The organism is Burkholderia sp. DN3021 (assembly GCF_049805555.1).
In the GTDB taxonomy this organism is placed as follows: domain Bacteria; phylum Pseudomonadota; class Gammaproteobacteria; order Burkholderiales; family Burkholderiaceae; genus Burkholderia; species Burkholderia pyrrocinia_C.
On the sequence record NZ_JBNCAB010000064.1, the window covers coordinates 1 to 25,081 of the forward strand.

At 67.8% G+C, this 25,081-nt stretch carries 24 protein-coding genes and 1 tRNA gene; 12 read left to right on the forward strand and 13 right to left on the reverse strand.

Annotation, left to right across the window (positions count from 1 at the left end; translation table 11 throughout):
- Nucleotides 1-113: 113 nt before the first annotated feature.
- From ACPUER_RS26065 to ACPUER_RS26075, 3 genes are all read right to left on the reverse strand, one after another.
- The gene (locus ACPUER_RS26065) at nucleotides 114-1,310 is read right to left on the reverse strand and encodes a phosphoglycerate kinase (protein WP_425132503.1); all 1,197 of its coding nucleotides are present in this window, start codon (nucleotides 1,308-1,310) and stop codon (nucleotides 114-116) included.
- A 279-nt stretch (nucleotides 1,311-1,589) separates the two neighbouring features.
- Entirely contained in the window at nucleotides 1,590-1,913 is a 324-nt protein-coding gene (locus ACPUER_RS26070) for an AzlD domain-containing protein (protein ID WP_059523415.1), read from the reverse strand.
- A complete protein-coding gene (locus ACPUER_RS26075; RefSeq protein WP_072442748.1) occupies nucleotides 1,910-2,665 on the reverse strand; it encodes an AzlC family ABC transporter permease in 756 nt (251 codons plus the stop codon). Before ACPUER_RS26075 ends, ACPUER_RS26070 begins: the two co-directional genes overlap by 4 nt.
- Nucleotides 2,666-2,859: 194 nt before the next feature.
- Here ACPUER_RS26075 and ACPUER_RS26080 point away from each other — a divergent pair, with 194 nt between their 5' ends.
- The 6 genes from ACPUER_RS26080 to ACPUER_RS26105 all read left to right on the forward strand — a co-directional run bounded on the left by ACPUER_RS26080 (nucleotide 2,860) and on the right by ACPUER_RS26105 (nucleotide 7,419).
- Nucleotides 2,860-3,783 (forward strand): branched-chain amino acid transaminase, encoded by a 924-nt coding sequence (locus ACPUER_RS26080; protein ID WP_047898927.1) that lies wholly within the window; start codon nucleotides 2,860-2,862, stop codon nucleotides 3,781-3,783.
- 50 nt (nucleotides 3,784-3,833) lie between these two features.
- Nucleotides 3,834-4,028, forward strand: coding sequence for a zinc-finger domain-containing protein (locus ACPUER_RS26085; RefSeq protein ID WP_006749970.1), 195 nt, complete (start codon nucleotides 3,834-3,836; stop codon nucleotides 4,026-4,028).
- 139 nt (nucleotides 4,029-4,167) lie between these two features.
- On the forward strand, nucleotides 4,168-5,205 hold the full coding sequence (gene waaF / locus ACPUER_RS26090) for a lipopolysaccharide heptosyltransferase II (protein ID WP_425132504.1): 1,038 nt from the start codon (nucleotides 4,168-4,170) through the stop codon (nucleotides 5,203-5,205).
- Between the two features lie 115 nt (nucleotides 5,206-5,320).
- Nucleotides 5,321-5,767, forward strand: coding sequence for a nuclear transport factor 2 family protein (locus ACPUER_RS26095; RefSeq protein ID WP_034178922.1), 447 nt, complete (start codon nucleotides 5,321-5,323; stop codon nucleotides 5,765-5,767).
- A 34-nt stretch (nucleotides 5,768-5,801) separates the two neighbouring features.
- Complete coding sequence (locus ACPUER_RS26100; RefSeq protein WP_425132505.1) at nucleotides 5,802-6,839, forward strand: hydrolase; 1,038 nt, start codon at nucleotides 5,802-5,804, stop codon at nucleotides 6,837-6,839.
- Nucleotides 6,832-7,419, forward strand: a complete 588-nt coding sequence (locus ACPUER_RS26105; protein WP_425132506.1) for a DUF2946 family protein — start codon at nucleotides 6,832-6,834, stop codon at nucleotides 7,417-7,419. The genes ACPUER_RS26100 and ACPUER_RS26105 overlap by 8 nt, the downstream gene beginning before the upstream one ends.
- 39 nt (nucleotides 7,420-7,458) lie before the next feature.
- On the opposite strand, the gene ACPUER_RS26110 is transcribed toward ACPUER_RS26105, so the two are convergent.
- Nucleotides 7,459-9,153: a M48 family metalloprotease gene (locus tag ACPUER_RS26110; protein WP_175961973.1), complete on the reverse strand. Its 1,695-nt coding sequence runs from the start codon at nucleotides 9,151-9,153 to the stop codon at nucleotides 7,459-7,461.
- A 177-nt stretch (nucleotides 9,154-9,330) separates the two neighbouring features.
- Between ACPUER_RS26110 and moaC the strand changes: the two genes are divergently transcribed.
- Nucleotides 9,331-9,819: a cyclic pyranopterin monophosphate synthase MoaC gene (moaC, locus tag ACPUER_RS26115; RefSeq protein WP_040141784.1), complete on the forward strand. Its 489-nt coding sequence runs from the start codon at nucleotides 9,331-9,333 to the stop codon at nucleotides 9,817-9,819.
- A gap of 98 nt (nucleotides 9,820-9,917) precedes the next feature.
- Nucleotides 9,918-11,135, forward strand: coding sequence for a hypothetical protein (locus tag ACPUER_RS26120; protein ID WP_425132507.1), 1,218 nt, complete (start codon nucleotides 9,918-9,920; stop codon nucleotides 11,133-11,135).
- A 120-nt stretch (nucleotides 11,136-11,255) separates the two neighbouring features.
- Here ACPUER_RS26120 and ACPUER_RS26125 read toward each other — a convergent pair whose 3' ends face one another.
- The 9 genes from ACPUER_RS26125 to recA form a co-directional block, all read right to left on the reverse strand.
- Nucleotides 11,256-11,606, reverse strand: coding sequence for a TonB family protein (locus tag ACPUER_RS26125; protein ID WP_034178929.1), 351 nt, complete (start codon nucleotides 11,604-11,606; stop codon nucleotides 11,256-11,258).
- A 452-nt stretch (nucleotides 11,607-12,058) separates the two neighbouring features.
- Nucleotides 12,059-13,837 (reverse strand): PglL family O-oligosaccharyltransferase, encoded by a 1,779-nt coding sequence (locus tag ACPUER_RS26130; protein ID WP_175961977.1) that lies wholly within the window; start codon nucleotides 13,835-13,837, stop codon nucleotides 12,059-12,061.
- Nucleotides 13,838-13,993: 156 nt separating this feature from the next.
- Complete coding sequence (locus tag ACPUER_RS26135; protein WP_175961978.1) at nucleotides 13,994-14,590, reverse strand: pilin; 597 nt, start codon at nucleotides 14,588-14,590, stop codon at nucleotides 13,994-13,996.
- A gap of 97 nt (nucleotides 14,591-14,687) precedes the next feature.
- Nucleotides 14,688-15,392 (reverse strand): TerC family protein, encoded by a 705-nt coding sequence (locus ACPUER_RS26140; RefSeq protein ID WP_425132508.1) that lies wholly within the window; start codon nucleotides 15,390-15,392, stop codon nucleotides 14,688-14,690.
- 156 nt (nucleotides 15,393-15,548) lie between these two features.
- Nucleotides 15,549-16,430 carry a succinate--CoA ligase subunit alpha gene (sucD, locus tag ACPUER_RS26145; protein ID WP_034178933.1) on the reverse strand — a complete coding sequence of 294 codons (882 nt, stop codon included), beginning with the start codon at nucleotides 16,428-16,430 and terminating at the stop codon, nucleotides 15,549-15,551.
- 70 nt (nucleotides 16,431-16,500) lie between these two features.
- A complete protein-coding gene (sucC, locus tag ACPUER_RS26150; protein WP_263343421.1) occupies nucleotides 16,501-17,667 on the reverse strand; it encodes an ADP-forming succinate--CoA ligase subunit beta in 1,167 nt (388 codons plus the stop codon).
- Nucleotides 17,668-17,734: 67 nt separating this feature from the next.
- Nucleotides 17,735-18,358, reverse strand: a complete 624-nt coding sequence (locus ACPUER_RS26155) for a DUF2889 domain-containing protein (RefSeq protein ID WP_175961980.1) — start codon at nucleotides 18,356-18,358, stop codon at nucleotides 17,735-17,737.
- Between the two features lie 146 nt (nucleotides 18,359-18,504).
- Entirely contained in the window at nucleotides 18,505-19,374 is an 870-nt protein-coding gene (recX, locus tag ACPUER_RS26160) for a recombination regulator RecX (protein ID WP_425132509.1), read from the reverse strand.
- Nucleotides 19,374-20,444: a recombinase RecA gene (gene recA, locus ACPUER_RS26165; protein ID WP_175961982.1), complete on the reverse strand. Its 1,071-nt coding sequence runs from the start codon at nucleotides 20,442-20,444 to the stop codon at nucleotides 19,374-19,376. The genes recX and recA overlap by 1 nt, the downstream gene beginning before the upstream one ends.
- 188 nt (nucleotides 20,445-20,632) lie before the next feature.
- Between recA and ACPUER_RS26170 the strand changes: the two genes are divergently transcribed.
- The 4 genes from ACPUER_RS26170 to ACPUER_RS26185 all read left to right on the forward strand — a co-directional run bounded on the left by ACPUER_RS26170 (nucleotide 20,633) and on the right by ACPUER_RS26185 (nucleotide 25,032).
- A complete protein-coding gene (locus ACPUER_RS26170; protein ID WP_034178938.1) occupies nucleotides 20,633-21,361 on the forward strand; it encodes a response regulator transcription factor in 729 nt (242 codons plus the stop codon).
- Between the two features lie 17 nt (nucleotides 21,362-21,378).
- Nucleotides 21,379-22,926, forward strand: coding sequence for a sensor histidine kinase N-terminal domain-containing protein (locus tag ACPUER_RS26175; RefSeq protein WP_425132510.1), 1,548 nt, complete (start codon nucleotides 21,379-21,381; stop codon nucleotides 22,924-22,926).
- Nucleotides 22,927-23,148: 222 nt separating this feature from the next.
- Nucleotides 23,149-24,807 (forward strand): MFS transporter, encoded by a 1,659-nt coding sequence (locus ACPUER_RS26180; RefSeq protein WP_175961983.1) that lies wholly within the window; start codon nucleotides 23,149-23,151, stop codon nucleotides 24,805-24,807.
- A gap of 148 nt (nucleotides 24,808-24,955) precedes the next feature.
- Nucleotides 24,956-25,032, forward strand: a tRNA-Met gene (locus ACPUER_RS26185).
- The last annotated feature ends 49 nt before the right edge of the window (nucleotides 25,033-25,081 follow it).

Sequence of the window (25,081 nt, forward strand, 5' to 3'; positions counted from 1 at the left end):
GCGCGGGGCGGTGTTCGCCCGCGCGGACGCGCGTTTGCGCTTGCCCGCGCCGGCCGGCTGCTCCGCTTTCGCGGAGCGCGCGGCCTTCGTCACCCCTGCGCGCGCCGCCACGCTCAGGCCGCCCGCGTTTCGAGCACTTCCACCGCCGGCAGCTTCTTCCCCTCGAGGAACTCGAGGAAGGCGCCGCCGCCCGTCGAGATGTAGCTGACCTGGTCGTGGATGCCGTACTTCGCGATGGCCGCGAGTGTGTCGCCGCCGCCCGCGATCGAGAACGCGGACGATTTGGCGATCGCTTCGGCGAGTGTCTTGGTGCCGTTGCCGAACTGGTCGAACTCGAACACGCCGACCGGGCCGTTCCACACGATCGTGCCGGCCTTCTCGAGCTGGCTCGCGAGCGCCTTGGCCGTATCGGGGCCGATGTCGAGGATCATGTCGTCCGCTTCGATGTCGGCGACCTGCTTCACCGTGGCCGCGGCCGTCGGCGAGAATTCCTTGGCCGTCACGACGTCGGTCGGGATCGGCACCGACGCGCCGCGCTCGCGCGCTTTGTCGATGATCGCCTTCGCCTCGTTGACGAGGTCGGCTTCCGCGAGCGACTTGCCGATCGACAGGCCGGCCGCGAGCATGAACGTGTTCGCGATGCCGCCGCCGACGATCAGTTGGTCGACCTTGCCGGCCAGCGACTTCAGGATCGTCAGCTTGGTCGACACCTTCGAGCCGGCGACGATCGCCACCAGCGGACGCGCCGGGTTGCCGAGCGCCTTGCCGAGCGCGTCGAGTTCGGCGGCCAGCAGCGGGCCCGCGCACGCGACCGGCGCGTACTTCGCGATCCCGTGCGTGGTCGCTTCCGCGCGGTGCGCGGTGCCGAACGCGTCGTTCACGTACACGTCGCAGAGCTTCGCCATCTTTTGCGCGAGCTCGTCCGAATTCTTCTTCTCGCCCTTGTTCACGCGGCAGTTCTCGAGCAGCACGACCTGGCCCGGTGCGACGTTCACGCCGTTCTCGACCCAGTTCGACACGAGCGGCACGTCGCGGCCGAGCAGCTCGGCGAGGCGCTTCGCGACCGGCGCGAGCGAATCTTCCGGCTTGAATTCGCCTTCGGTCGGACGGCCGAGGTGCGACGTGACCATCACGGCCGCGCCGGCGTCGAGCGCGGCCTGGATGGCCGGCACGGACGCGCGCACGCGTGTGTCCTCGGTGATGTCGCCGTGATCGTCCTGCGGGACGTTCAGGTCGGCGCGGATGAACACCCGCTTGCCGGCGAGCTGGCCGGCGGCGATCAGGTCGGTAAGACGCTTGACTTGGCTCATGTTGAACAGATTGAAGTAGTGGATGGGGAAAGGGGTTCACGCTGGACGTGCGCGGGCTGCCGCGAAAGGGCGCCGGATGCGGCCGTGGCTGGCGGTTCGCATGACGCGCACGGGTAAAAAATCTTGAACGGGCATTCTAGCCGATCCACCCGTCAGACTGCCCCGTGCGGCGGCGAATTCCGCCTATTTGGGATCGCGCGCGGCAACGGCCCCATTGCCGCAATGCAGCAATACCCGCGCGCACGCGGCCGACGCCCGGCGGGCCGGAACGGCGGCCCATCAGAAGATCAGGCGCAGCGCGGTGAACACGAGCATCCCGACGACGATCGTGCCGAGCATGCTGCGCCGCCATAAAAACCAGCCGAGGCCGGCGAGCGCCGCGTAGAACGGATGGTTGGACAGCGCGAACGACAGCCCGGCCGGCGTTTCGAGCACGTCGGGCAGCACGACGGCAACGAGCGCGGCGGCCGGCGCATAGCGCAGCGCGCGCTGCGCGCGTTCGGGCAGCACGGTGCGCTCGCCGCCGATCAGGAACAGCGCACGCGTGACGGCCGTGACGATCGTCATCCCGATGATGACGATCCAGATCTCGGTCGCGCTCATTCGACCTCCTTCTCGCGCACGGTTTCGGTGCGGATGCGCCGCCAGTCGGCCCGCTCGACGAAGAAATCGGCCGTGCTGCCGGCCGCGAGCGCGGCGAGCACCGCGAGCGGCAGCGCGAGCCGGTACGGCAGGTCGAACGCGACGAGCGACACGATGCCCGCGACCGCGACGGCCGCGAGCGTCGAGCGGTTCGCGACCGCCGACACCATGATCGGGATCAGCGCGAGCGTGCCGGCCAGTTCCAGCCCCCAGCTCGCGGGAAAGAAGCTCGCCAGCAGGATGCCCGCCAGCGACGACACCTGCCACGACGCCCAGCTCGCCAGCGCCATCCCCCAGAAATACGCTTCCTTGCCCGGCACGTGGCCGTTCGCGAAGCCCTGTTTCTGGAACAGCAGGTAGATCACGTCGCCATTGAAATAGCCGATCGCGAGGCGCCGCCACAGCGGCAGGTAGGAAAAATGGGGAGCAAGACCGGCGCTGAAGATCACGAAGCGCGTGTTGACCATCGCGGCCGTGAGCAGCACGGTCCAGATCGGCAGCTTCGCGGCGAGGAGCGGCAGCACCGCGAGCTGCGACGAGCCCGCGTAGACGAGCAGCGACATCGCGCTCGCCTGCCCGAGCGTCATCACCGACTTGCTCATCGCGATGCCGGTGACGAGCCCCCAGGACAGGATCGCCATCAGCGTCGGGGAATAGTCGCGCGCGCCCTGGATCAGCGCGAAACGGTCGGTGGCGGACAATCGAGCGAGCATGGGAAAGCGGGCCGCAGCGGGCGGTTCGTCGGGACGCCGGCGCCTCCTGCCGGCACGACCCGTCGTTATTGGAATCGGTACCGGGCGATTATAGCGCCGGCCCCGCGCCGGCCGACCGGATCGTCGCCAAATGACGCTAAAATAAGCGTCTTTCCGGCTCAACGCTGCACACAACCGCATCCCAGGAGAATCCTATGTCAATGGCCGACCGCGACGGCAAGATCTGGATGGACGGCAAGCTGATCGACTGGCGCGACGCCAAGATCCACGTCCTGACCCATACGCTGCACTACGGCATGGGCGTCTTTGAGGGCGTGCGCGCGTACAAGACGGCCGACGGCAGCACCGCGATCTTCCGCCTGCGCGAGCACACGAAACGTCTGCTGAATTCGGCGAAGATCTTCCAGATGGACGTGCCGTTCGACCGGGAAACGCTCGAAGCCGCGCAACTCGAAGTCGTGCGCGAGAACAAGCTCGAGTCGTGCTACCTGCGCCCGATCATCTGGGTCGGCTCGGAAAAGCTCGGCGTGTCGGCGAAGGGCAACACGATCCACGTCGCGATCGCCGCGTGGCCGTGGGGCGCGTACCTCGGCGAGGAAGGCCTCGCGAAGGGTATCCGCGTGAAGACGTCGTCGTTCACTCGCCACCACGTGAACGTGTCGATGGTGCGCGCGAAGGCGTCGGGCTGGTACGTGAACTCGATCCTGGCGAACCAGGAAGCGACGGCCGACGGCTACGACGAGGCGCTGCTGCTCGACGTCGACGGCTATGTGTCGGAAGGCTCCGGCGAGAACTTCTTCCTCGTGAACAACGGCAAGCTGTATACGCCCGACCTGTCGTCGTGCCTCGACGGCATCACGCGCGACACGGTCATCACGCTCGCGAAGGACGCCGGCATCGAAGTGATCGAAAAGCGCATCACGCGCGACGAGGTCTACACGGCCGACGAAGCGTTCTTCACCGGCACGGCCGCCGAAGTCACGCCGATCCGCGAGCTCGACAACCGCACGATCGGCAGCGGCGCGCGCGGCCCCGTCACGGAAAAGCTCCAGTCGGCGTTTTTCGATATCGTGTCGGGCAAGAACGCGAAGTACGCGCACTGGCTCACGAAGGTCTGAGCGCGCCGCGCCACCGACCGCCCCACACAAGAGTGATAAGAGAAAGTCTCATGAGTGAAATCAAGGAAATGCCGCTGGTCGAGCTGACGGCCAAGGATCTTCCCGCCTACTGCCCGAACCCGGCCATGGCGCGCTGGAGCGCACACCCGCGCGTGTTCATCGACGTCTCGCACGGCGAGGCGCGCTGCCCATACTGCGGCACGCGCTACAAGCTGCGCGACGGCGAGGTCGTCAAGGGCCACTGAGCCCGGGCGGCCGGGCCCGCGGGCCCGCCGCTCGCGAGGCGGCGCAACCGGATGCCCGGCGCGCCGCCCTTCTCCATTCTGGCAACCCGAACGCGGCGCCCGCGCGCCGTGCTTCATTACGACATCGGAAGTCCACCTGATGCGTCGAGCGCTGGTTATCGCACCGAACTGGATCGGTGACGCATTGATGGCGCAGCCGCTCTTTGCGCTGCTGAAGAAACTCCATCCCCGCATCGCGATCGATGCCGTCGCGCCCTCGTGGGTCGCGCCCGTGCTCGAGCGGATGCCCGAGATCCACGATGTCTACGCGACCGATCTCGCGCACGGCAAGCTGCAGTTGCTGCGCCGCTGGCAACTCGCGAGCGACCTGCGCGACGTCGGCTACGACGCGGCGTACGTGCTGCCGAATTCGCTGAAGTCCGCGGTGATCCCGTGGCTCGCGAACATTCCGCTGCGGATCGGCTACACGGGCGAGCACCGCTACGGGCTGTTGAACGTGCGGCACACGAACCCCGACACGTCGGGCGAGCGGCCGCCGATGACGACCCACTACGCGGCGCTCGCGTACGCGCCGGGCGCGAAGCTGCCCGAATCGATGAAGACGCTGCCCGCGCCGCGCCTCGACGCCGACCTGAACGAGACGGCGCGCGTGTCCGCGCGTTTCAATCTCGATACGCGCAAGCCGCTCGTCGTGTTCTGCCCGGGTGCCGAATACGGCCCGGCCAAGCGCTGGCCGCCCGAGCACTTCGCGTCGCTCGCGACGATCGTGCACCAGTCGTTCCCGTATACGCAGATCGTCGCGCTCGGCTCGCAGAAGGACGCCGCGGCCGCGCAGGCGATCGCCGACCACGCGCCGAACGTGCGCAACCTGTGCGGGCAAACGTCGCTGTCCGAGGCGTGCGCGCTGATCGCGCGTGCGAACGCGGTCGTCACCAACGATTCGGGGCTGATGCACGTCGCCGCCGCGCTGCGCCGGCCGCTCGTCGCACTGTACGGATCGACCGATCCGCGCCACACCCCTCCGCTGTCGGACCTGGCGAAGGTACAATGGCTGCATCTCGAATGCAGTCCCTGCTTCGAACGCGAGTGCCCGCTCGGCCACCTGAAGTGCCTGCGCGAACTCGGTCCCGAGCAGGTATTCGGCGATTTGCGCGGCATGCTCGTCGGGCAGCGCTGACCCTGGCCGGCAGCGTCGCACGGCGCGCCGGGCAATCCGATTCACCGGTGTGCGGCGGCCCCATCCGGGCCGCCGTGCTGAATACGGCGCGCGACGCGCGCGAGAGACAACCCCGATGCCACGTTTTGCCCGCCTCTTCGAAGCCGCTGCCGATACGCTGAACGCCTACTACCAGGCCGTCGCCGATGCCAATCTCGACGCGCTGCTGGCGTTGTGGATCGACGAGGATTTCGCCAGCTGCGTGTGGGCGGACGGCGAGCATCTGCACGGCCTCGACCAGATCCGCAGCGGGCTCGCCAACCGGCTCGCGACGCGCCCGGTGACGATCGAACCGCTCGACATCCGCGTCTACGACAGCCTCGGCACGGTCGTCTACACGATCGCCGAAGCGCATCAGCAGGCCGACCTGACGGCCGAACCCGACATGGTTTTCGCCACGTACGTGATGATTCACGAACGCGGCGAGTGGCGCATCGCGCACATCCACGCAAGCCCGATTCCCGAACAAGCGGCCGGGCAGTTCGCCGCGAAGATCCGTCATGGGCAGGGCCCGCTGCACTGACGAAAAGACGAAGCAACGCATACGCGGGGCGATCATGAGTACGGCTTCTCCGCCCACCTCGCCGCTCGCCGGGGCCCCGGCCCCGGACGACGACACACTGCGCTATCGCGCACCACGCTGGCTGCCGAACAGCCATGCGCAAACCATCGTGCCCGCGCTGTTCGCGCGACGACCGGCCGTCGCCTACCGACGAGAGCGATGGGAAACCCCCGATCACGACTTCATCGATCTCGACTGGGTCGCCCATCTCGACAGTGCGGCGCCGCCGCCCGATGCGCCGCTGTTCGTGCTGTTCCACGGCCTCGAAGGCAGTTCCGGCTCGCACTACGCGCTCGAGATGATGGCCGCCGCGCGCGCGAAGGGCTGGCACGCCGTCGTGCCGCACTTTCGCAGTTGCAGCGGCGAGATCAACCGCCAGCCGCGCTTCTACCATCTCGCCGATAGCGCCGAGGTCGACTGGATCCTGCGCCGGCTCGCCGCGCAGCATCGCGGGCCGCTGGTCGCGGCCGGCGTGTCGCTCGGCGGCAACGTGCTGCTGCGCTGGCTCGGCGAGCATCGCAGCGACACGTCGATCCTGCGGGCGGCCGCCGCGATCTCGACGCCGATCGACGTGCATGCGGGCGGCCGCGCGCTGTCGCAGGGGTTCGCGATGATCTATACGCGCAGCTTCCTGAAGACGCTCAAGCGCAAGGCACTCGCGAAGCTCGACCAGTATCCGGGGTTGTTCGACCGCGACGCGATGCTGCAGGCCGTGACGATGCGCGACTTCGACGAGGCGGTGACCGCGCCGCTGCACGGTTTCGCCGACGCCGACGACTACTGGACGAAGGCGACGACGCGGCCGCTGCTGCCCGCGATCGACGTGCCGACGCTGATCCTCAACGCCCGCAACGACCCGTTCCTGCCCGAATCGGCACTGCCGGGCCCGGCCGACGTATCGCCGGCCGTCGAGCTCGACCAGCCCGAGGCCGGCGGGCACGCGGGATTCATGACCGGGCCGTTCCCCGGCCGTCTCGACTGGCTGTCGGCGCGGGTGTTCGGCTATTGCTCGAAATTCGTCGACCATGGATGACATCGTCAGGCAGGCGCTCGCCAAATGGCCGAACGTGCCGCACTGCACCGGCTGGCTGCTGCTCGACCGGCGCGGCGAATGGCGGCTGCGCGACGACGCGGCGCAGGCGGCCGGCGAGCTCGGCTCGCCGATCCGGCATGCGGCGCTGAACGCGTTCATCGGCCGCAACTACGAATGCGACGCGCGGGGCCAGTGGTTCTTCCAGAACGGGCCGCAGCGCGTATACGTCGAGCTCGCCTATACGCCTTGGGTCGTCCGGCTCGCCGAGCGCGACGGACAGCTCACGCTCACCGACCAGACGGGCACCGCGTTCGAACCGGACGAAGCATGGCTCGACGATGGGGGCGGCGTGCTGTTTCGCGACGCAGGCGCGCCGCCGCGCATCGCGGCGCTGCACGACCACGATCTCGGGCTGTTCGCCGATCATGCGGATTTCGACGCCGCGCCGCCCGTGCTGCGCTGGCGTGACGGCCGCGCGCTGCCGCTCGGCACCATCGTCTGCGCGGACGTGCCCGCGCGGTTCGGCTACGTCGCGAGTCCGGCGCGACAGGCACGCGACGCGGCCGACAACGGCAACTGACCCGCACCCGCCCTTCCCGCGTTCGCCGCGCGCCGGCCGCTACCCGCGGCCGTTCTTCTCGTCGTCGCGCTCTTCCTTGTAGCGCGCCTCGAATTCCAGCAGCCGCGCGCCGATGATCGACTGCTCGTAGAACGACACGTCCTTCGCATCGCGCGCTTCCTTCAACTGGCGGATCGCCGACGGCCATGCGCCATCGAGTGCAAGTTTCTCCGCGAGCGCGCGGCGCCGCGCGAGCACGTCGCCCTTGCCGTCGCTCGCCTTCGCGAGGTAGTCCCACCAGTCCGGCTGCTCGGGATCGGCCTGCGCCTGCGCGCGTGCGAGCGCCTGCGCCTCGGCGAAGCGGCGCGCGGCGATCAGCGCCTGCAGGTGCGCGACGATCGCCGCGTGCGACGCCGGCCAGCGCCGCTGCGCGAGCGCCGCGAGCCGCACCGCGTCGTCGGTCCGGCCCGCACGGCGCGCGATGTCGGCGGCCAGCACGTCGAGGCTCGGCGAACTCGTCGCCGGGTCGCCCTCGCGCCGCTCGCGCGCATCGAACGCGCCGCGCGCCGAAGCGAGCGCCTTGTCCGCCGCGTCGTACTGGCCGAGCAGCGTGTTCGCGAGCGCGATGCCGTACCAGTTCGCCGCGACGTTCGGCGCCGTGCGATCGTCGATCTCGAGCTGCATCCGGCGCGCCTCGGCCGAGATGTCGGTCGGCGCGCGGTTCTGCAGGACGCGCAGCCGCGCGCGCACGAATCCGTACTCGGCCGACTGGCGCGGCTGCCGGTACGGCGCGCGGCGCGCGCGATCCTCCATGTCGGCGATCCGCTCGCCGGTCAGCGGGTGCGTGCGCGCGTAGGCCGGCACGCCCGCATCGCCCATCGACGCGCGTTCGAGCCGCTCGAAGAAACCCGGCATCCCGTACGGGTCGTAGCCCGCGCCCGCGAGCAGCTGGAAGCCGACGCGATCGGCCTCGCGCTCGGCCGAACGCGAGAAGCGCAACTGGTTGTCCACCGCGTACGCCTGCCCGCCCATCGCGATCGCGCTACCGAGATCGCCGCTTCTCGCGAGCACGCCGGCCAGCACGCCGAGCAGCATCGTCGCGAGCGCCGTGTAGCCGCTCTTCTCGCTCGCGCCGATCATCCGCGCGATGTGCCGCTGCAGCACGTGGCCCATCTCGTGGCCGACCACCGACGCGAGCTCCGATTCCGTCTGCGTCGTGACCACTAGCCCGCTGTTGATCCCGATGAAGCCGCCCGGCATCGAGAACGCGTTGATCTGCGGATCGCGCACCGGGAACAGGTCGAAGTCCGGCATGTAGCCGCCGATGTAGCGCGCGGCCGCCGCGGCCGCGAGGCGCGCCGCCATCGCGTTCAGGTAGTCGCGCACGAGCCAGTCGTCGAGATAATCGGGATCGCGCCGCACTTCGCGCATCACGCGCTCGCCGAGCCGGCGCTCGGCACGCGGCGTCAGCGAACCGCCGGAGCCGTCGCCGAGGTCGGGCAGCTCGAGTGCGCGCAACGGCGCGCGCAGGCTCGCGGCCGGCGCCGACGCGCCGCCCGCGCCCGAAAACCGGCTCTCCGCGCCGCCGTACGTGCCGAATACGCCGGTCGCGATGCCGGACGGCACGGTGGAAATCGACGAGGAGCCGCCGGCCGCCGGCTCGAGCGGCGGAGCGGATGCGCTCTGCGCATGGCCGCTCGGCGGCAACGCGAGCGCCGCCGACAGCGACACGGCAAGCAACTGTTTGACACGCATGGCAGGATGAAAACGACGCCGTCCGCGCGCCGGGCGCGCATCGCGGCGTTTGGTCTGAATATTCGGGTCATTGTACCGGCGCATGCGCGACTGTCTCGTGCCGCGCATGCGTCATCTGCGCCCCCGGCGACGCGAACGCCACTGCTATGATAAGCGCCCGTTGAGACGGAGCATGACATGTCAGGACTCACCCATTTCGATGCCGCCGGCCATGCGCACATGGTCGACGTCGGCGGCAAGCAGGAAACCCAACGCATCGCGATCGCGCGCGGCACGATCCGGATGCTGCCGGCCACGTTCGCGCTGATCCGCGACGGCAAGGCGAAGAAAGGCGACGTGCTCGGCGTCGCGCGCATCGCGGCCATCCAGGGCGCGAAGCGCACGGCCGACCTCATTCCGCTGTGCCACCCGCTCGCGCTGACACGCGTGGCCGTCGACTTCGAACTCGATGATGCGCTGCCGGGCGTGCACTGCGTCGCGCAGGTCGAGACGTTTGGCCGGACCGGCGTCGAGATGGAAGCGCTGACCGCCGTGCAGGTCGGACTGCTGACCGTCTACGACATGTGCAAGGCCGTCGATCGCGGGATGGTGATCACCGATGTGAGCGTACGGGAAAAGCGCGGCGGGAAGTCGGGGGACTGGAAGGCGGAAGACGCGGCAGGTTGAAGCGCCCGCCGCTACGCACGTGCGCGCAGTTCACGGAGAATCGTCGGCCGTAACGATTCCCCGTTCGAACGATAAAGAATCAGAACAACAAGTCATCGATGAAGAACAACACGCTGAAGTACGCCGCGCCGCTGCTGTGCGCGCTTTCCCTGCCGCCGGCAACCGCGTCGGCCGTCGGCACCTGCCCCGCCGCCGACACCGCCGCGCGCGCGGCAATCGATGCGCAGCGCCGCGTGCAGCAGGTCCGCAATCCGCAAGGCGACGGTGGGGGCAACGTCGATGTCTCGCCGCCGCTGCGCGACGCGCTTCGCGCATACAAGCAGGCGCTCGTCGGCGCAATCGACGCGCGGCTCGCATGCAGCGACGAACACGTCGAACCGGCTGCACTGAAACGCACGCTCGCGGCCGCGCTCGGCGTGCCGGCTCAATCGACCCAATCGGCAGCACCGAAAAACGGCGAATCGGCGTTCGGCCGCAACCCGGACGTCGACGTCGAACGCGGCGGCGCGTCCCGCCCGCTTCTCTTCGTGCGCGCCGGCTTCGACATCGCGTGCGGCGACGACAACCTGCTCACCGCGTACGCATGGGAAAACGGCGGCTGGCGGCGCGTGCTGCGCTGGCAGGCCGACGATTACAAGGACATCGGCGGCGCCTACGGCGGCGGCTTCTGGTTCTCGGCGCTGCCTGGCGGCCAGGTCGCGGTCGTGCACGGCACACCGTGGTGCTCATCTCGCTGGAGCCGGTTCGGCGCGGACGTGGTCGCACCGGCAAACGGCTCGACCGCGCAACGCACGCTGTTCCATACCGAACACGGCTACGTGATCGACGACGACGCGATCCGGTTCAAGGTGCGCCCCGACGGCTTCGAGCTGCGCACGACGGTCGGCTCGCTCGACAGCGAAGTCATGACTCGGCCGGGCATCTTCCGCTACCGCGTCGAAGGCGACACCGTGCAACGCGTGCAGCCCGCGGCGCTCAACGGCCGCGATTTCGTCGACGAATGGCTGAAGGTGGACGATGCGCTTGCGCGCGAATGGAGCGAGCCCGCCGCCGCAGCGGCCGCGCTGAAAGCCCGGCAGGCGTTCAACGCGGCAAGCAAGGCGCCCGATACAGGCTTCGCGTACGGCCCCGTGCGCGGCTGCTCGGACAGCAACGAGCGCTTTCAGGTCGAACTGGATCTGACGGGCAAGAGCGGGGAAACCGTCACGCGGCGCTATGCACTGATTCGCCAGGAGCGCAACGGATTCACGATGCTCGGGCTGCGCAATTCGGCCGAACCGGCCTGCCGCGGCGCGAACCTGATGCCGCAGCACTGAATATCGGGCATGCGCGGCGCAACGGCCGCGCGTATCGACTTTCGACGGCCGCGCGAAACGGTGCGGCCGGCCAGCGGCAAAACCGGACGGAAAACGGCGCGCAGGGCTCGCCGTCCGACATCACTCGCCGCGTCGCGGTTCGAACACGAACGGCTGGGTCAGCAGGAACGGATTCGCGGTCGCACCCGTCTGCGCGCAGGTCGCGTGCGTCATCGCGTCGACGGCCGCACGATCGGCGGCCGCATTGCGGCTGCTCGTCGTCACGGTGACGTTCTGCGCTTCGCCGGACGTCGTCATCAGCGCGCGCACGAGCACGGTCGCCGGACGCGTGAGCGGCTTCGCGGTGTCCGGATAGACGGCACGCGGAATGTGGCAGGTCAGCTTGCTTTCCTGCGACGACGACAGCATCGCGCAGCCGGAAAACAGCATCGCGACGGCGGGCAGGATCAGGTAGGTCGAGCGAATGGCCATGGTCGAATATCGTTCTTCATCACTGTTCTGGACGAACGCGCGCGTACCGGAAAACCTCGCTCCCGCATCACGTGCGTCGCACTGCGCCGCGGCCATCGGACCGGCGCCCCGTTACGGCCGCATGGCCGATCGATGCTCGGCCGCGATCCTGCCTGGCGGAGCCCGGATAGCCGGGGTGGCCCGCGCTCACGCCGGGCCCCGTGCCACATGCGGGCCGGCTCGCGAGCGCTTGCGCGCATTGTGCACGCGCCACGCGGCCAGCGGCGCCGATTTGACAATGGTTGACGCGAATCGACGCGCCCTCGGCCGGAATCCGCGCCATTCGCGAGGTAATCGATACCTGGCCGAATTCACGCGGTTCACGCAGGGCCGATCTGTCCGACGGCGGCCCCTGTCGTGCGCCACGACGCGGCAAACGCCGGAATTCCCCGTTCCGGCGGCCGCTGCGCGTTTTAATCCGAGTCGTCGTCGTCCGAGTCGTCGGCCGCATCGGCCGGCACTTCCCCGTACTTCGCGACAACGGCCGCCTTGAACGCCTTCAGCGCCGGCTGCTGGTCGCACAGCTTGTACAGCAGGGCCAGTTGCTGCGGCCAGTCCTTCAGCTCCTTCGCAAACACATGCAGGCGCGCGACAGTATCGAGCGCGTCGGCCTCGCGGCCCGCCAGCGCCTGCAGCGCTGCATAGCGGCGCAGCACCGTCTCGCCGGGCAGCAGCGCGATCGCGCGCTCATGGGCGGCGAGCTTGGCCGGCAGGTCTTCCGGCGAAATCGTCAGCAGCGTCGCCGCGCCGTAATCGCCCCACGCGCCGAACAGCAGCGACGGCGCATCGCGATACTGCGCGGCCGGGTCGCTGCCGTAATACAGCACTTCCGCGCGCTGGTAGTCGCGCAGCACGGGCACCGCCGCCAGCACGCCGCCGAACGACAGCACCGCGAACAGCCCGAACGCCGCGCGGCCCGGCAGGATGCGCAGCGGCTTCACGTCGAGCAACCCGATCACGAACATCGCCGGCAGCAGGAAGAACATGTACTGCTGCGGATACTCGACGAGCGCATGCATCAGCAGGATGCCGATCAGCGCGAAGCCGAACACGCGCGTGCTCGACTGCGGCGCGCGCAGCGCACGCACGAACCACATCACAAGCGTGACGGCGAGCACGCCAAGGCCGGCGAGACCCGACTTCGCGAGCAGGTCGATGAAGATGTCGTGCGAGTTGTTCGCGATCTCGACGCCGCCGAGCGTGCGCACGAGCGCAAACTGGTGCGACGGGAATTCACCCCAGCCGACGCCGAGCAGCGGATGCTCGCGGAACATCGCGAGCCCGTACTTCCACAGTGCGAGGCGCGGCGCGATCTGCCCCGCATCGCGCATCCGGTCGGCCGCCGATTCCGCGAGATTCAGGTGATAGTGCACGTTGGCCCAGCGCACCGCGACGTTCACCGCGATGAACGCAACCGCGAGCACGACCGGCATCAGCCACGCACGCGTATTGCCCGGCGCACGGCGCGATTCGAGCCACGCCATCCAGAAGCCCGCGACGACCATCACCGCGACCTGCAGCCAGGGCCCGCGCGACACCGTCAGCGCGAGACCGACCGACAGTACGATCGACAGCACGAACCACGCCCACACCGCGAGCCGGCGCGTCTGCACGAGATACAGCGCGCCCGCGAGCGCGAACGCGATGTAGGTGGCCAGATGGTTCGCCTGCGCCATGTTGCCGTACGGGCGGCGATCGACCGCGATGTTGTACATCACGACGAACGGCGATACGGCCGACTCGAGGTGAAACAACTGCACGATCTGCGTTCCGACCGCGAACACGCCGCCGACGAGCAGCGCACCGGCCATCATCCGCGAGACGGTTTCGGCCAACCCGTCGCGCGCGAGCGCGTAGCCGGCCTGCATCGCGACCAGCGCGGCGGCGAGATAGCCGAGCGCCAGCCAGTTCATCGACGGCACCTTGAGCGACATCAGCGCGACCTGCGCGATCAGCACCGCGGCGAACCCGAGCGGCACGACGAACGCGGCCGGCGCGGCAAACGGCTCGGCCGCTCGGCTCGTCCGTACGAGCAGGACGACCGACAGCCCCACCAGCAGATACAGCACCAGCGCGGAAAATTCGGAATAGAAGGTCGGAATCGGATACGTGTGATTCGTGATCGCGTACGGCACGATCAGGGCGACAGCCAGCGCAACGAGCGACAACGAACGGGAAAAAGTAGAAGGCATGAGCGAACCGGATGTCAGCAACCGGCGCACTATACAAAACTTTCCCCCCTCTGTGCGGGGCCGTCGCTCGGCCACCCGACTCGGCGCGATCGGGCCGGCCGGCCGAAGCGACGGCCGGCGTACCACGCGCGCCGCCGCCCTCCTCCTCCGCGGGCGCTACGCGCGACACTCCGCGGGCGCATATTTCGCAGGCAGCGTCGCGGCGGTGCCCGGCAGCGGCCCGGCCCCCGGCGCCGGCAGCGACGACGCATCCTTGCCGGCGGCGAAGCACTCCCACGCAATCGCACCGGCCTGCATCGCGCCCTTTTTGAGCGCCACGCGCGCGGTGGGCGCATCGGCCTTGTCGGGCGCGGATGGCACGAGTACCAGCGTATTCGTGCCGGCCGAGGCGACGCGGGTCGTGAACGCGACCGTGATCTGGCCGGTCTCGCCGTCGACGGCAACCGATTCGACGTTGCGGGTCGCGGCCGGCGGGCTGTAGCCGCCGTCGAGGCTCGCGCCGCTCGCCGCGTTGTCGGCGACCGCGAGCCGCGCGGACGACGCGAGCGCGAGCCCCTCGCCGACGCGCGAACGGGCAAGGTAATCCTGGTACGCGGGAATCGCATAGGCCGCGACGACGCCGACGATCGCCAGCACGATCATCAGCTCGATCAGCGTGAAGCCGGCCGGCCGCCAGCGCGGCGACGGCCGGTTCGCGCGCCGCAGATCGGCGGCAACGCGACGGAACAGTGAAACGGAAAAGGCTTCGAACATGGCAGGCTCCGGAAACGAAAAACGCCTGCCGGTAAAGGCAGGCGTCTCGATCGTAGCCAGCGGGCCGCGATTCCGGCAGTCGGCCGGACGGCCAACGTCAGTGCGTGCCCGGTGCGCCGCGGCGGCGCCTGAGCGCGTAACCGGCCGCCACGACGAACAGTGCGCCGGCCATGCTCGCACCGTAGATCGCGGGGGGCGTGTCGAGCACCGGCCAGCGATCGCCGACCGGGTCGTTCACGATCAGCCCGCCCGCGATCCAGCCGAGCAGCGCGGCGCCAAGCGTCACGACGATGGGGAAGCGGTCGAGCATTTTCAGCACTAGCGTGCTGCCCCACACGATGATCGGCACGCTGACGACGAGCCCGAAGATCACGAGCGCGATCCGGTGCGACGGATCGGCCTGCTCGGCCGCGCCGGCGATCGCGATCACGTTGTCGAGGCTCATCACCGCATCGGCGATCACGATCGTCTTCACGGCGTCCCACAGCCGGTCGGCCGGCTTGATGTGATCGTGCGCGTCGGCGGCCGGCGCCATCAGCTTGACGCCGATCCACAGCAGCAGAAGCCCGCCGCCGATCTTCAGGAACGGCACGTCGAGCAGCGCGACCGCGAACGTGATCAGCGCGACGCGCAGCAGGATCGCCCCCGCGGTGCCCCAGACGACGCCGCGCAGCCGCTGGTTCGCCGGCAGGTTGCGGCACGCGAGCGCGATCACGACCGCGTTGTCGCCGCCGAGCAGGATGTCGATGATGACGATCTGGAGAACGGCACCCCAGTGCAGCGACGTCAGGAATTCGAGCATGGGGGGATGTGCACGATATGGCCACCCGGCGGGCGACCCGGTTCATCGCCGGCACATGCGCGATGCATGCCCGGTGCTTACGAATTCATTGCGCGAGCATAACAAAAAACGCCGGCAAAGCCGGCGTTTTCTGCAGGACAAACCCAGGCGGAAATATTACAGCGCTGCCTTCAGCAGGCGGCCCATTTCCGACGGGTTGCGCGTGACGGTGATGCCGCACGCTTCCATGATTTCCAGCTTCGCTTCGGCCGTATCCGCACCGCCCGAGATCAGCGCGCCGGCGTGGCCCATGCGCTTGCCCGGAGGCGCCGTGACCCCAGCGATGAAGCCGACGACCGGCTTCTTCATGTTGGCCTTGATCCACTCGGCCGCATTGGCTTCGTCCGGACCGCCGATTTCGCCGATCATCACGACCGCGTCCGTATCCGGATCGTCGTTGAACATCTTCATCACGTCGATGTGCTTCAGACCGTTGATCGGGTCGCCGCCGATACCGACTGCCGACGACTGGCCGAGGCCCAGTGCCGTCAGCTGCGCAACGGCTTCATACGTCAGCGTGCCCGAACGCGACACGACGCCGATGCGGCCCTTGCGGTGGATGTGACCCGGCATGATGCCGATCTTCAGTTCGTCCGGCGTGATCGTGCCCGGGCAGTTCGGCCCGAGCAGCAGCGTCTTGCGGCCTTCGCGGCGCATGCGGTCCTTCACTTCGATCATGTCGCGCACGGGGATGCCTTCCGTGATGCAGATCGCGAGATCCAGATCGGCTTCGACCGCTTCCCAGATCGCAGCGGCTGCGCCTGCCGGCGGAACGTAGATGACCGACACGGTCGCGCCGGTTTCTTCCTTCGCTTCCTTGACGCTTGCGTAGATCGGAATGCCTTCGAAATCTTCGCCGGCCTTCTTCGGGTTCACGCCCGCGACGAATGCTTCGCGGCCGTTTGCGTATTCACGGCAGGCGCGCGTATGGAACTGACCGGTTTTGCCGGTGATGCCCTGCGTGATGACCTTCGTGTCCTTGTTGATCAGAATCGACATGTATTTTGACCTCTGTTCGATTGGCGTCGCGTGCGAACCGCGCCGCCTTGCGTGTTCATTGAGCGCGCGCTTACTTGCCTTCGGCAGCCGTGACGACCTTCTGCGCAGCTTCTTCCATGCTGTCCGCCGAGATGATCGGCAGGCCCGAGTCGGCCAGCATCTTCTTGCCGAGGTCCTCGTTCGTGCCCTTCATGCGCACGACGAGCGGCACCTTCAGGTTCACGGCCTTCGAACCGGCGATCACGCCTTCCGCGATCACGTCGCAGCGCATGATGCCGCCGAAGATGTTCACGAGGATCGCCTTCAGGTCCGGGTTCTTCAGCATCAGCTTGAACGCTTCCGTGACCTTCTCGGTCGTGGCACCACCGCCGACGTCCAGGAAGTTCGCCGGCTCGCCGCCGAACAGCTTGATGGTGTCCATCGTCGCCATTGCCAGGCCCGCGCCGTTCACGAGACAGCCGATGTTGCCGTCGAGCGAGATGTACGCGAGGTCGAACTTCGACGCTTCGATTTCAGCCGGATCTTCTTCGTCCAGATCGCGGTACGCGACGATTTCCGGATGACGGAACAGCGCGTTCGAGTCGAAGTTGAACTTCGCGTCGAGTGCGATGACCTTGCCGTCGCCGGAGACGTTCAGCGGGTTGATTTCAGCCAGCGACGCGTCGGTTTCCCAGAATGCCTTGTACAGGCCTTGCAGGATGGCGCGCGCTTGCGGAATCGAAGCGGCCGGCACGCCGATCTTCGCGGCGAGGTCGTCGGCCTGGGCGTCGAGCAGGCCGGTCGACGGCTCGACGATGACCTTGTGGATCAGTTCCGGGTGCTTTTCGGCAACTTCTTCGATGTCCATGCCGCCTTCGCTCGAACCCATCAGAACGATCTTTTGCGAGATGCGATCGACGACGAGGCTGACATACAGTTCCTGCTTGATGTCGGCGCCTTCTTCGATCATCAAACGGTTGACCTTCTGGCCTTCCGGACCGGTCTGGTGCGTGACGAGCTGCATGCCGAGGATCTGGTTCGCGTATTCGCGCACCTGCTCGATCGACTTCGCGACCTTCACGCCGCCGCCCTTGCCACGGCCACCCGCGTGAATCTGAGCCTTGACGACCCACACCGGGCCGCCCAGCTCTTCTGCCACCTTGACGGCCTCGTCCACCGAGAACGCCGGCTTGCCGCGCGGTACCGCGACTCCGAATTTCCGCAGGATTTCCTTACCCTGGTACTCGTGAATCTTCATGCGTGATTCCCTTCAGTCTGAGAGTTGGATGAAAAGTCGCTTAGACGCTTCTTCGAATGATTTCCGTTCATTCCTTCGTGCCGTCCCTGACGGGCATGTCGTCGACAGGCACGTCCGGCCGGCTCGCGCCATACCAGCGCGGGTAGTACTGCCGCACGACCTCGCCGTCGAACCGCAGCGCACGGCAGCGGCCGAGCTGGAAAGGCGGTTCGTCGCGCACGCCGTCGTGATCCGGCCCTTCGCCACCCTCCTCGCGCACGTTCCACACGTCACCGGCGAACGCCTGGATCGCTGCCGTCGGCAGCACGGCGCACAGTTCGGTGAGATGGGAGCAGCCTGCGACACCGGACAGCAGTCGGTTCGCATCGCGGCGGAAGTGGCGGAAGAGATTGAGCCCGATGAGGGCCCGATAGGCGGGAGGGGCGGATTGACACTGACCGGGATAGGGCACCCATTCCGAAGACGCTTCGGCGTCGACGACATTGAGTTCACGATCGATAGTCACGCGCAGCCAGAGTTCGTGGATCGGCAGGCCCTGGGGCCGGATGCCCGACGCAAGCGCGACATCGCGCGGCTTGTGGTCGGTCAGGCAGGCTTCGATGTCCCACAAGCCGTCGCCGCGCTCGTAAGCTTCCGCTCGGATTGCGCGTCGATGTCGCAACTGACGGGGCACGGGCTCGGATAGCGGCATGCTGGAGGTTGAGGCCGAAGAGGAAAACCCACGGATTTTAGCATATTGGGTATGTGAGACAGTTTGACGCGACGGCGGGTATTCCCGCCTGTCCGGGAGCGGTTGCGTTGCAGCAAAATCGCGCGCCGCGCGCGCGACCGGAGCGCTCAATCGTCGATCGGGAAATCGTCGCCGACCTTCAGCAACTTCACGATGGTCGCGCTCGAGAAGCCGCGCGCGGCGAGAAAGCGCGCCTGCTTCGCCCGCTCGGCCGGCGTTTGCGGCAATGCACCGAATTTCTTGCGCCAGACCGCCTGCGCGCGCGCCCATTCGGTCTCGCGCAGCTGCGCGTTCACTTCCTCGACGAGCGTGTCGCCGACCGCATGACGCTTCAGCTCGCTGACGATGCGCGCGACACCGACGCGCGACGCACGACGATGCACGAGGCTCTCGGCGAAACGCGCGTCGGACAGCCAGCCTTCCTTCTCCAGCGCATCGAGCACCGGTTCGACGGACTCGTCTTCGCCGACATACGGCGCGAGCTTGCGCGCGAGTTCCGTGCGGCTGTATTCGCGCCTGGACAGATAGCCCAGCGCGCGGCCCTTCAACGAACGCGGCGGCTTCGACGACTTGCGCTTGCCGGCGCCCGGATCGTCGCCGGAGGCAGCGCTTGAAGCAGCGCCGGACGCACGGCGCGTGCGGCGCGGATGCTGGCTGCTGCGCGTATAGACATCTTCCCTGGCAGGTGCCGACGCATCGGATGCGCGATCGCCCGGGAAGCTGACGCCGGACACACGACGGCGGGACCGGTCGTGCGCGTCGAACGATTCATCGTCATCGAACGGATCGTCCGGCGCGGTTATCTCAAACGAAACGAGGGCATCGTCAGATGCCCTCGTCGCGGTGCGGTTCGCGGCGTTGCTGCCAGCGACCCGCCGGTCGGCGCCCGAGGATCCGGCTCGCCGGCCGGAGCGACCCGCCATTTCGGGCGCGTCGCTCTCCTCCGGCTCGCCAGCCTGACCTCGGCGCCCGACCATCACTCTTCTTCGTCCATCGCCTCGGCTTCGTTGCCTACGCCATCGGGCATTGCGACGACGCCGAGCGATTCGCGGATGCGGTTCTCGATCTCGCGGGCGATTTCCGGATTCTCACGCAGGAATTCACGCGCGTTGTCCTTGCCCTGGCCGATCTTCTCGCCGTTGTAGCTGTACCAGGCGCCTGCCTTGTCGACGATCTTCGCCTGCACGCCGAGGTCGATGATCTCGCCCTGGCGCGAGATGCCCTCGCCGTACAGGATGTCGAAGATCGCTTCGCGGAACGGCGGCGATACCTTGTTCTTGACGACCTTCACGCGGGTTTCGTTGCCGATCACTTCGTCGTTCTTCTTGATCGAGCCGATCCGGCGGATGTCGAGACGCACCGACGCATAGAACTTCAGCGCGTTGCCGCCCGTCGTGGTTTCCGGGTTGCCGAACATCACGCCGATCTTCATACGAATCTGGTTGATGAAGATCACGAGGCAGTTCGTGCGCTTGATCGTGCCGGTCAGCTTGCGCAGCGCCTGCGACATCAGGCGGGCCTGCAGGCCCGGCAGCGAATCGCCCATCTCGCCTTCGATTTCGGCCTTCGGCACGAGCGCCGCGACCGAGTCGATGACGATCATGTCGATCGAGCCCGAGCGCACCAGCGCATCGGTGATTTCCAGCGCCTGCTCGCCGGTGTCCGGCTGCGAGATCAGCAGTTCCGGCACGTTCACGCCGAGCTTCGCCGCGTACTGGACGTCGAGTGCGTGCTCGGCGTCGATGAACGCGGCCGTGCCGCCGATCTTCTGCAGTTCGGCGATCACCTGCAGCGTGAGCGTGGTTTTACCGGACGATTCCGGACCGTAGATCTCGACCACCCGACCGCGCGGCAGGCCGCCGACGCCGAGCGCGATGTCGAGCCCCAGCGAACCCGTGGAGACGACCTGGATGTCCTCGGCCACCTCGCCGTCGCCCATCCGCATGATCGACCCCTTGCCGAACTGCTTTTCGATCTGCGCGAGTGCGGCCGCCAGCGCCTTGCTCTTCTCGGCGGTCATCCCGGAGCCCTTCTTGCTTTCTTCCATGAATCGTCCTTTGCTATGATGAGCAGCGTCTGTTAAAGGCGCGCCCGCTTTCAAGCGCCGCCCACGAATGCAGACACTGTATAAAAAAACAGTGTTTTATGCAAGCCCGCAATGCAGGGCGTTGTACACGAATAACTTCGGAGACAGCCGCGCCGGCGCGAACACCCTGCCGGCCATCGGTCAGCAACATGCGAATTCTCATCGCCGAAGACGACAGCATACTCGCGGACGGCCTCACCCGGTCACTCCGCCAATCGGGCTATGCGGTCGACCACGTGAAGAACGGCGTCGATGCCGATACGGCGCTGTCGATGCAGACATTCGACCTGCTGATCCTCGATCTCGGACTGCCGAAAATGTCCGGGCTCGACGTGCTCAAGCGCCTGCGCGCCCGCAATTCCAACCTCCCCGTGCTGATCCTGACCGCCGCCGACAGCGTCGACGAGCGCGTGAAGGGCCTCGATCTCGGCGCGGACGATTACATGGCCAAGCCGTTCGCACTCAACGAACTCGAAGCGCGCGTGCGCGCACTGACCCGGCGCGGCGCGGGCGGCGGCCCGACCGTCGTGCGGCACGGCTCGCTCGCGTTCGACCAGGTCGGCCGCATCGCGTACGCGAACGATCACGTGCTCGATCTGTCCGCGCGCGAACTCGGCCTGCTCGAGGTGCTGCTGCAGCGGATCGGCCGGCTCGTATCGAAGGAGCAGCTCGTCGACCATCTGTGCGAATGGGGCGAGGAAGTCAGCAACAACGCGATCGAAGTCTACGTGCACCGGCTGCGCAAGAAGATCGAACCGAGCGGCGTCCGGATCTCGACCGTGCGCGGCCTCGGCTATTGCCTCGAAAAGGTCGCGCCCGCCGCGCCGGCCGACACCACAGCGCCCCAGCCCGCGACGGCCGGCACGCCGCTGCGCTGAAGCCGGGCGTCGCCGCAATGGCCACGCCGGCCCATTCCCGCCACCCGACCGGCGCGCCGTCGTCGGCCGCCGACGATGCGCGCGACGCACGCTACGAGAACCCGTTCGCGCCGCCCGACGAAACCGATGCGCCCGAGGCGCCGCGCCCGCGCTCGCTGTTCGGCGAAATCCTCGACTGGATGCTCGCGCCGCTGCTGCTGCTGTGGCCGATGAGCATCGCCGTCACCTATCTCGTCGCGAAGACGATCGCGAACGGCCCGTTCGACCGCGCGCTCGAGACCAACGCATACGTGCTTGCGCGCCAGATCCACCCGGTGAACGGCGTCGCCGAGCTGACGCTGCCGGAGCAGACGCGCGACTTCCTGCGCGCGGACAACGTCGACAGCGTTTACTTCCAGGTGCTCGGCGCGCGCGGCGAGCTGGTCGCGGGCGAAGCCGGCATGCCGCTGCCGCGCGACGAGGACCGCCCGCCGCCGGGCGTCGTCGTGTTTCGCGACGACCTGCTGCGCGGCAACGACGTGCGCGTCGCGTATACGACGGTCGCGCTGCCGCAGGCGAACGGCACGCAGCCCGTGCTCGTGCAGGTCGGCGAGACGCTCGACAAGCGCAACGCGCTCGCGAACGACATCATCAAGGGCGTGATCCTGCCGCAGTTCGTGATCCTGCCGCTCGCGATCCTGCTCGTCTGGTTCGGGCTGTCGCGCGGGCTCGCGCCGCTCAATGCGCTGCAGGCGCACATCCGCGCGCGGCGGCCCGACGACCTGTCGCCCGTCGAGGCGCAGCGCGCGCCGCCCGAGATCGAGCCGCTCGTCACGTCGTTCAACGACCTGCTCGCGCGTCTCGAACAGAACATGGCGCTGCAAAAGCGCTTCATCGCCGACGCCGCGCACCAGATGAAGACGCCGCTCGCGGGCTTGCGCACGCAGGCCGAATTCGCGCTGCGCCACCCCGTCCCGCCCGACGTGCAGCGCTCGCTCGAGCAGATCGCGACGAGCTCCGAGCAGGCCGCGCGGCTCGTCACGCAACTGCTTGCGCTCGCGCGCGCCGAGAACCGCGCGAGCGGGCTCACGTTCGAGCCGGTCGAGATCGCCTCGCTCGCGCGGCGCGCGGTGCGCGACTGGGTGCAGGCCGCGCTCGCGAAGCGGATGGATCTCGGCTACGAAGGCCCGCCGGACGACGCGCCGCTCGATGTCGACGGCAACCCGGTGATGCTGCGCGAGATGCTCGGCAACCTGATCGACAACGCGATCCGCTACACGCCGGAAGGCGGCCGCATCACGGTGCGCGTGCGCGCCGATCGCGCGGCGCGGCTCGCGCATCTCGAAGTCGAGGACACGGGGCCCGGCATCCCGGCCGCGGAACGCGAGCGCGTCGTCGAGCGCTTCTACCGGATCCTCGGCCGCGAAGGCGACGGCAGCGGCCTCGGGCTCGCGATCGTGCGCGAGATCGCTACGCAGCACGGCGGCACGCTGACGCTCGACGATCACGTCTACCAGCAGGCGCCGCGCCTCGCCGGCACGCTCGTGCGCGTCAGCCTGCCGCTGGCGGAAACCGCTCCGGATTAACCCTGACGCGCACCGTGGCAACGCGCCGCGATCGCGCCGAAACCGGCGTTTTGCCGGACGTTCGCATCACGATCGTCACGCGAAGCACCCGATTCGGCACGGGTTAACGCGCAGTCGTTTTGTGCGCGCGAGTCAGTGCGCCGTAAGTTTCCGTGCCAATAATCGTCGACAGGCCCACCCAAGGCGGCCGCATATCTATATCAAGGGACTTGGAGACGATTCATGGCAACGTTAGGCGGGCAAATTTCGCACGCGCCGATGACGGGCGAAGAGAAAAAGGTGATCTTCGCGTCGTCGCTCGGGACCGTGTTCGAGTGGTACGACTTTTACCTGGCCGGCTCACTCGCGGCCTACATCAGCAAGAGCTTCTTCTCCGGCGTCAATCCGACCGCCGCGTTCATCTTCACGCTGCTCGGCTTCGCGGCCGGCTTCGCGGTGCGGCCGTTCGGCGCGATCGTGTTCGGCCGGCTCGGCGACATGGTCGGACGCAAGCACACGTTCCTCGTGACGATCGTGATCATGGGCCTCTCGACGTTCGTGGTCGGTTTCCTGCCCGGCTATGCGTCGATCGGCATCGCCGCGCCGGTGATCTTCATCGCGATGCGGCTCCTGCAGGGCCTCGCGCTCGGCGGCGAGTACGGCGGCGCGGCGACCTATGTCGCCGAGCATGCGCCGGCGAACCGGCGCGGCTTCTACACCGCGTGGATCCAGACGACCGCGACGCTCGGCCTGTTCCTGTCGCTGCTCGTGATCCTCGGCGTGCGCACGTTCATCGGCGAGGAAGCGTTCGGCAACTGGGGCTGGCGCGTGCCGTTCGTCGCATCGATCGCGCTGCTGGCGGTGTCGGTGTGGATCCGGCTGCAGCTGAACGAATCGCCGGTGTTCCTGCGCATCAAGGCGGAAGGCAAGACGTCGAAGGCGCCGCTGACCGAAGCGTTCGGCCAGTGGAAGAACCTGAAGATCGTGATCCTCGCGCTCGTCGGCCTGACCGCCGGCCAGGCCGTCGTGTGGTACACGGGCCAGTTCTACGCGCTGTTCTTCCTCACGCAGACGCTGAAGGTCGACGGCGCAAGCGCGAACATCCTGATCGCGATCGCGCTCCTGATCGGCACGCCGTTCTTCCTGTTCTTCGGGTCGCTGTCGGACAAGATCGGCCGCAAGCCGATCATCCTCGCGGGCTGCCTGATCGCGGCGCTGACCTACTTCCCGCTGTTCAAGGCGCTCACGCACTACGCGAACCCGCAGCTCGAGATCGCCACGCAGAAGGCACCGATCACCGTCGTCGCCGATCCGGCCACCTGCTCGTTCCAGTTCAACCCGGTGGGCACGTCGAAGTTCACGAACTCGTGCGACATCGCGAAGAGCGCGCTCGCGAAGGCCGGCCTGAACTACGAGAACGTCGCGGCACCGGCCGGCACGATGGCCGAAATCAAGGTCGGCGATACGGTGATCCCGGCGTACGACGGCAAGGCGGCCGACGCGAAGGCACAGGGCGCGGCGTTCGACAAGACGCTCGCGTCGACGCTGAAGGGGGCCGGCTACCCGGCGAAGGCCGATCCGGCGCAGCTCAACTGGCCGATGACGATCGTGATCCTGACGATCCTCGTGATCTACGTGACGATGGTCTACGGGCCGATCGCCGCGATGCTGGTCGAGATGTTCCCGACGCGGATTCGCTATACGTCGATGTCGCTGCCGTACCACATCGGCAACGGCTGGTTCGGCGGCTTCCTGCCGGCGACCGCATTCGCGATCGTCGCGGCGAAGGGCAACATCTATTCGGGGCTCTGGTATCCGATCGTGATCGCGCTGGCCACGTTCGTGATCGGCCTGCTGTTCGTCAAGGAGACGAAGGACTCGAACATCTACGCGCAGGATTGATGTCGAGGCATGGGCGGTTGCCGGGCGCGTTCCGGTGACCGGCAACCGCCCTGCGACGAGGCCGGTACGGATCATCGGCAACTTTTTTCGGGGAAGATGAAAAAAGGTGTTGACAGCCTGACGGCCTATCTCCATAATTCATTTCTTCGGCGAATTAGCTCAGTCGGTTAGAGCGACGGAATCATAATCCGCAGGTCCGGGGTTCGAGTCCCTGATTCGCCACCAGTTGTAAAAAAGCCGCTGTTCCGCAAGGAACAGCGGCTTTTTCATTTGG

Coding starts and splice junctions, on each gene's coding strand:
- ACPUER_RS26110 (WP_175961973.1), bottom strand. CDS start 9,153: ATGCGTGTCAAACAGTTGCTTGCCGTGTCGCTGTCGGCGGCGCTCGCG.
- ACPUER_RS26105 (WP_425132506.1), top strand. CDS start 6,832: ATGGATGACATCGTCAGGCAGGCGCTCGCCAAATGGCCGAACGTGCCG.
- ACPUER_RS26170 (WP_034178938.1), top strand. CDS start 20,633: ATGCGAATTCTCATCGCCGAAGACGACAGCATACTCGCGGACGGCCTC.
- sucD (WP_034178933.1), bottom strand. CDS start 16,430: ATGTCGATTCTGATCAACAAGGACACGAAGGTCATCACGCAGGGCATC.
- ACPUER_RS26075 (WP_072442748.1), bottom strand. CDS start 2,665: ATGCTCGCTCGATTGTCCGCCACCGACCGTTTCGCGCTGATCCAGGGC.
- ACPUER_RS26085 (WP_006749970.1), top strand. CDS start 3,834: ATGAGTGAAATCAAGGAAATGCCGCTGGTCGAGCTGACGGCCAAGGAT.
- ACPUER_RS26100 (WP_425132505.1), top strand. CDS start 5,802: ATGAGTACGGCTTCTCCGCCCACCTCGCCGCTCGCCGGGGCCCCGGCC.
- ACPUER_RS26120 (WP_425132507.1), top strand. CDS start 9,918: ATGAAGAACAACACGCTGAAGTACGCCGCGCCGCTGCTGTGCGCGCTT.
- ACPUER_RS26135 (WP_175961978.1), bottom strand. CDS start 14,590: ATGTTCGAAGCCTTTTCCGTTTCACTGTTCCGTCGCGTTGCCGCCGAT.
- ACPUER_RS26180 (WP_175961983.1), top strand. CDS start 23,149: ATGGCAACGTTAGGCGGGCAAATTTCGCACGCGCCGATGACGGGCGAA.
- ACPUER_RS26175 (WP_425132510.1), top strand. CDS start 21,379: ATGGCCACGCCGGCCCATTCCCGCCACCCGACCGGCGCGCCGTCGTCG.
- recX (WP_425132509.1), bottom strand. CDS start 19,374: ATGGTCGGGCGCCGAGGTCAGGCTGGCGAGCCGGAGGAGAGCGACGCG.
- ACPUER_RS26065 (WP_425132503.1), bottom strand. CDS start 1,310: ATGAGCCAAGTCAAGCGTCTTACCGACCTGATCGCCGCCGGCCAGCTC.
- ACPUER_RS26155 (WP_175961980.1), bottom strand. CDS start 18,358: ATGCCGCTATCCGAGCCCGTGCCCCGTCAGTTGCGACATCGACGCGCA.
- ACPUER_RS26130 (WP_175961977.1), bottom strand. CDS start 13,837: ATGCCTTCTACTTTTTCCCGTTCGTTGTCGCTCGTTGCGCTGGCTGTC.
- ACPUER_RS26095 (WP_034178922.1), top strand. CDS start 5,321: ATGCCACGTTTTGCCCGCCTCTTCGAAGCCGCTGCCGATACGCTGAAC.
- sucC (WP_263343421.1), bottom strand. CDS start 17,667: ATGAAGATTCACGAGTACCAGGGTAAGGAAATCCTGCGGAAATTCGGA.
- waaF (WP_425132504.1), top strand. CDS start 4,168: ATGCGTCGAGCGCTGGTTATCGCACCGAACTGGATCGGTGACGCATTG.
- ACPUER_RS26080 (WP_047898927.1), top strand. CDS start 2,860: ATGTCAATGGCCGACCGCGACGGCAAGATCTGGATGGACGGCAAGCTG.
- ACPUER_RS26125 (WP_034178929.1), bottom strand. CDS start 11,606: ATGGCCATTCGCTCGACCTACCTGATCCTGCCCGCCGTCGCGATGCTG.
- recA (WP_175961982.1), bottom strand. CDS start 20,444: ATGGAAGAAAGCAAGAAGGGCTCCGGGATGACCGCCGAGAAGAGCAAG.
- ACPUER_RS26070 (WP_059523415.1), bottom strand. CDS start 1,913: ATGAGCGCGACCGAGATCTGGATCGTCATCATCGGGATGACGATCGTC.
- ACPUER_RS26140 (WP_425132508.1), bottom strand. CDS start 15,392: ATGCTCGAATTCCTGACGTCGCTGCACTGGGGTGCCGTTCTCCAGATC.
- moaC (WP_040141784.1), top strand. CDS start 9,331: ATGTCAGGACTCACCCATTTCGATGCCGCCGGCCATGCGCACATGGTC.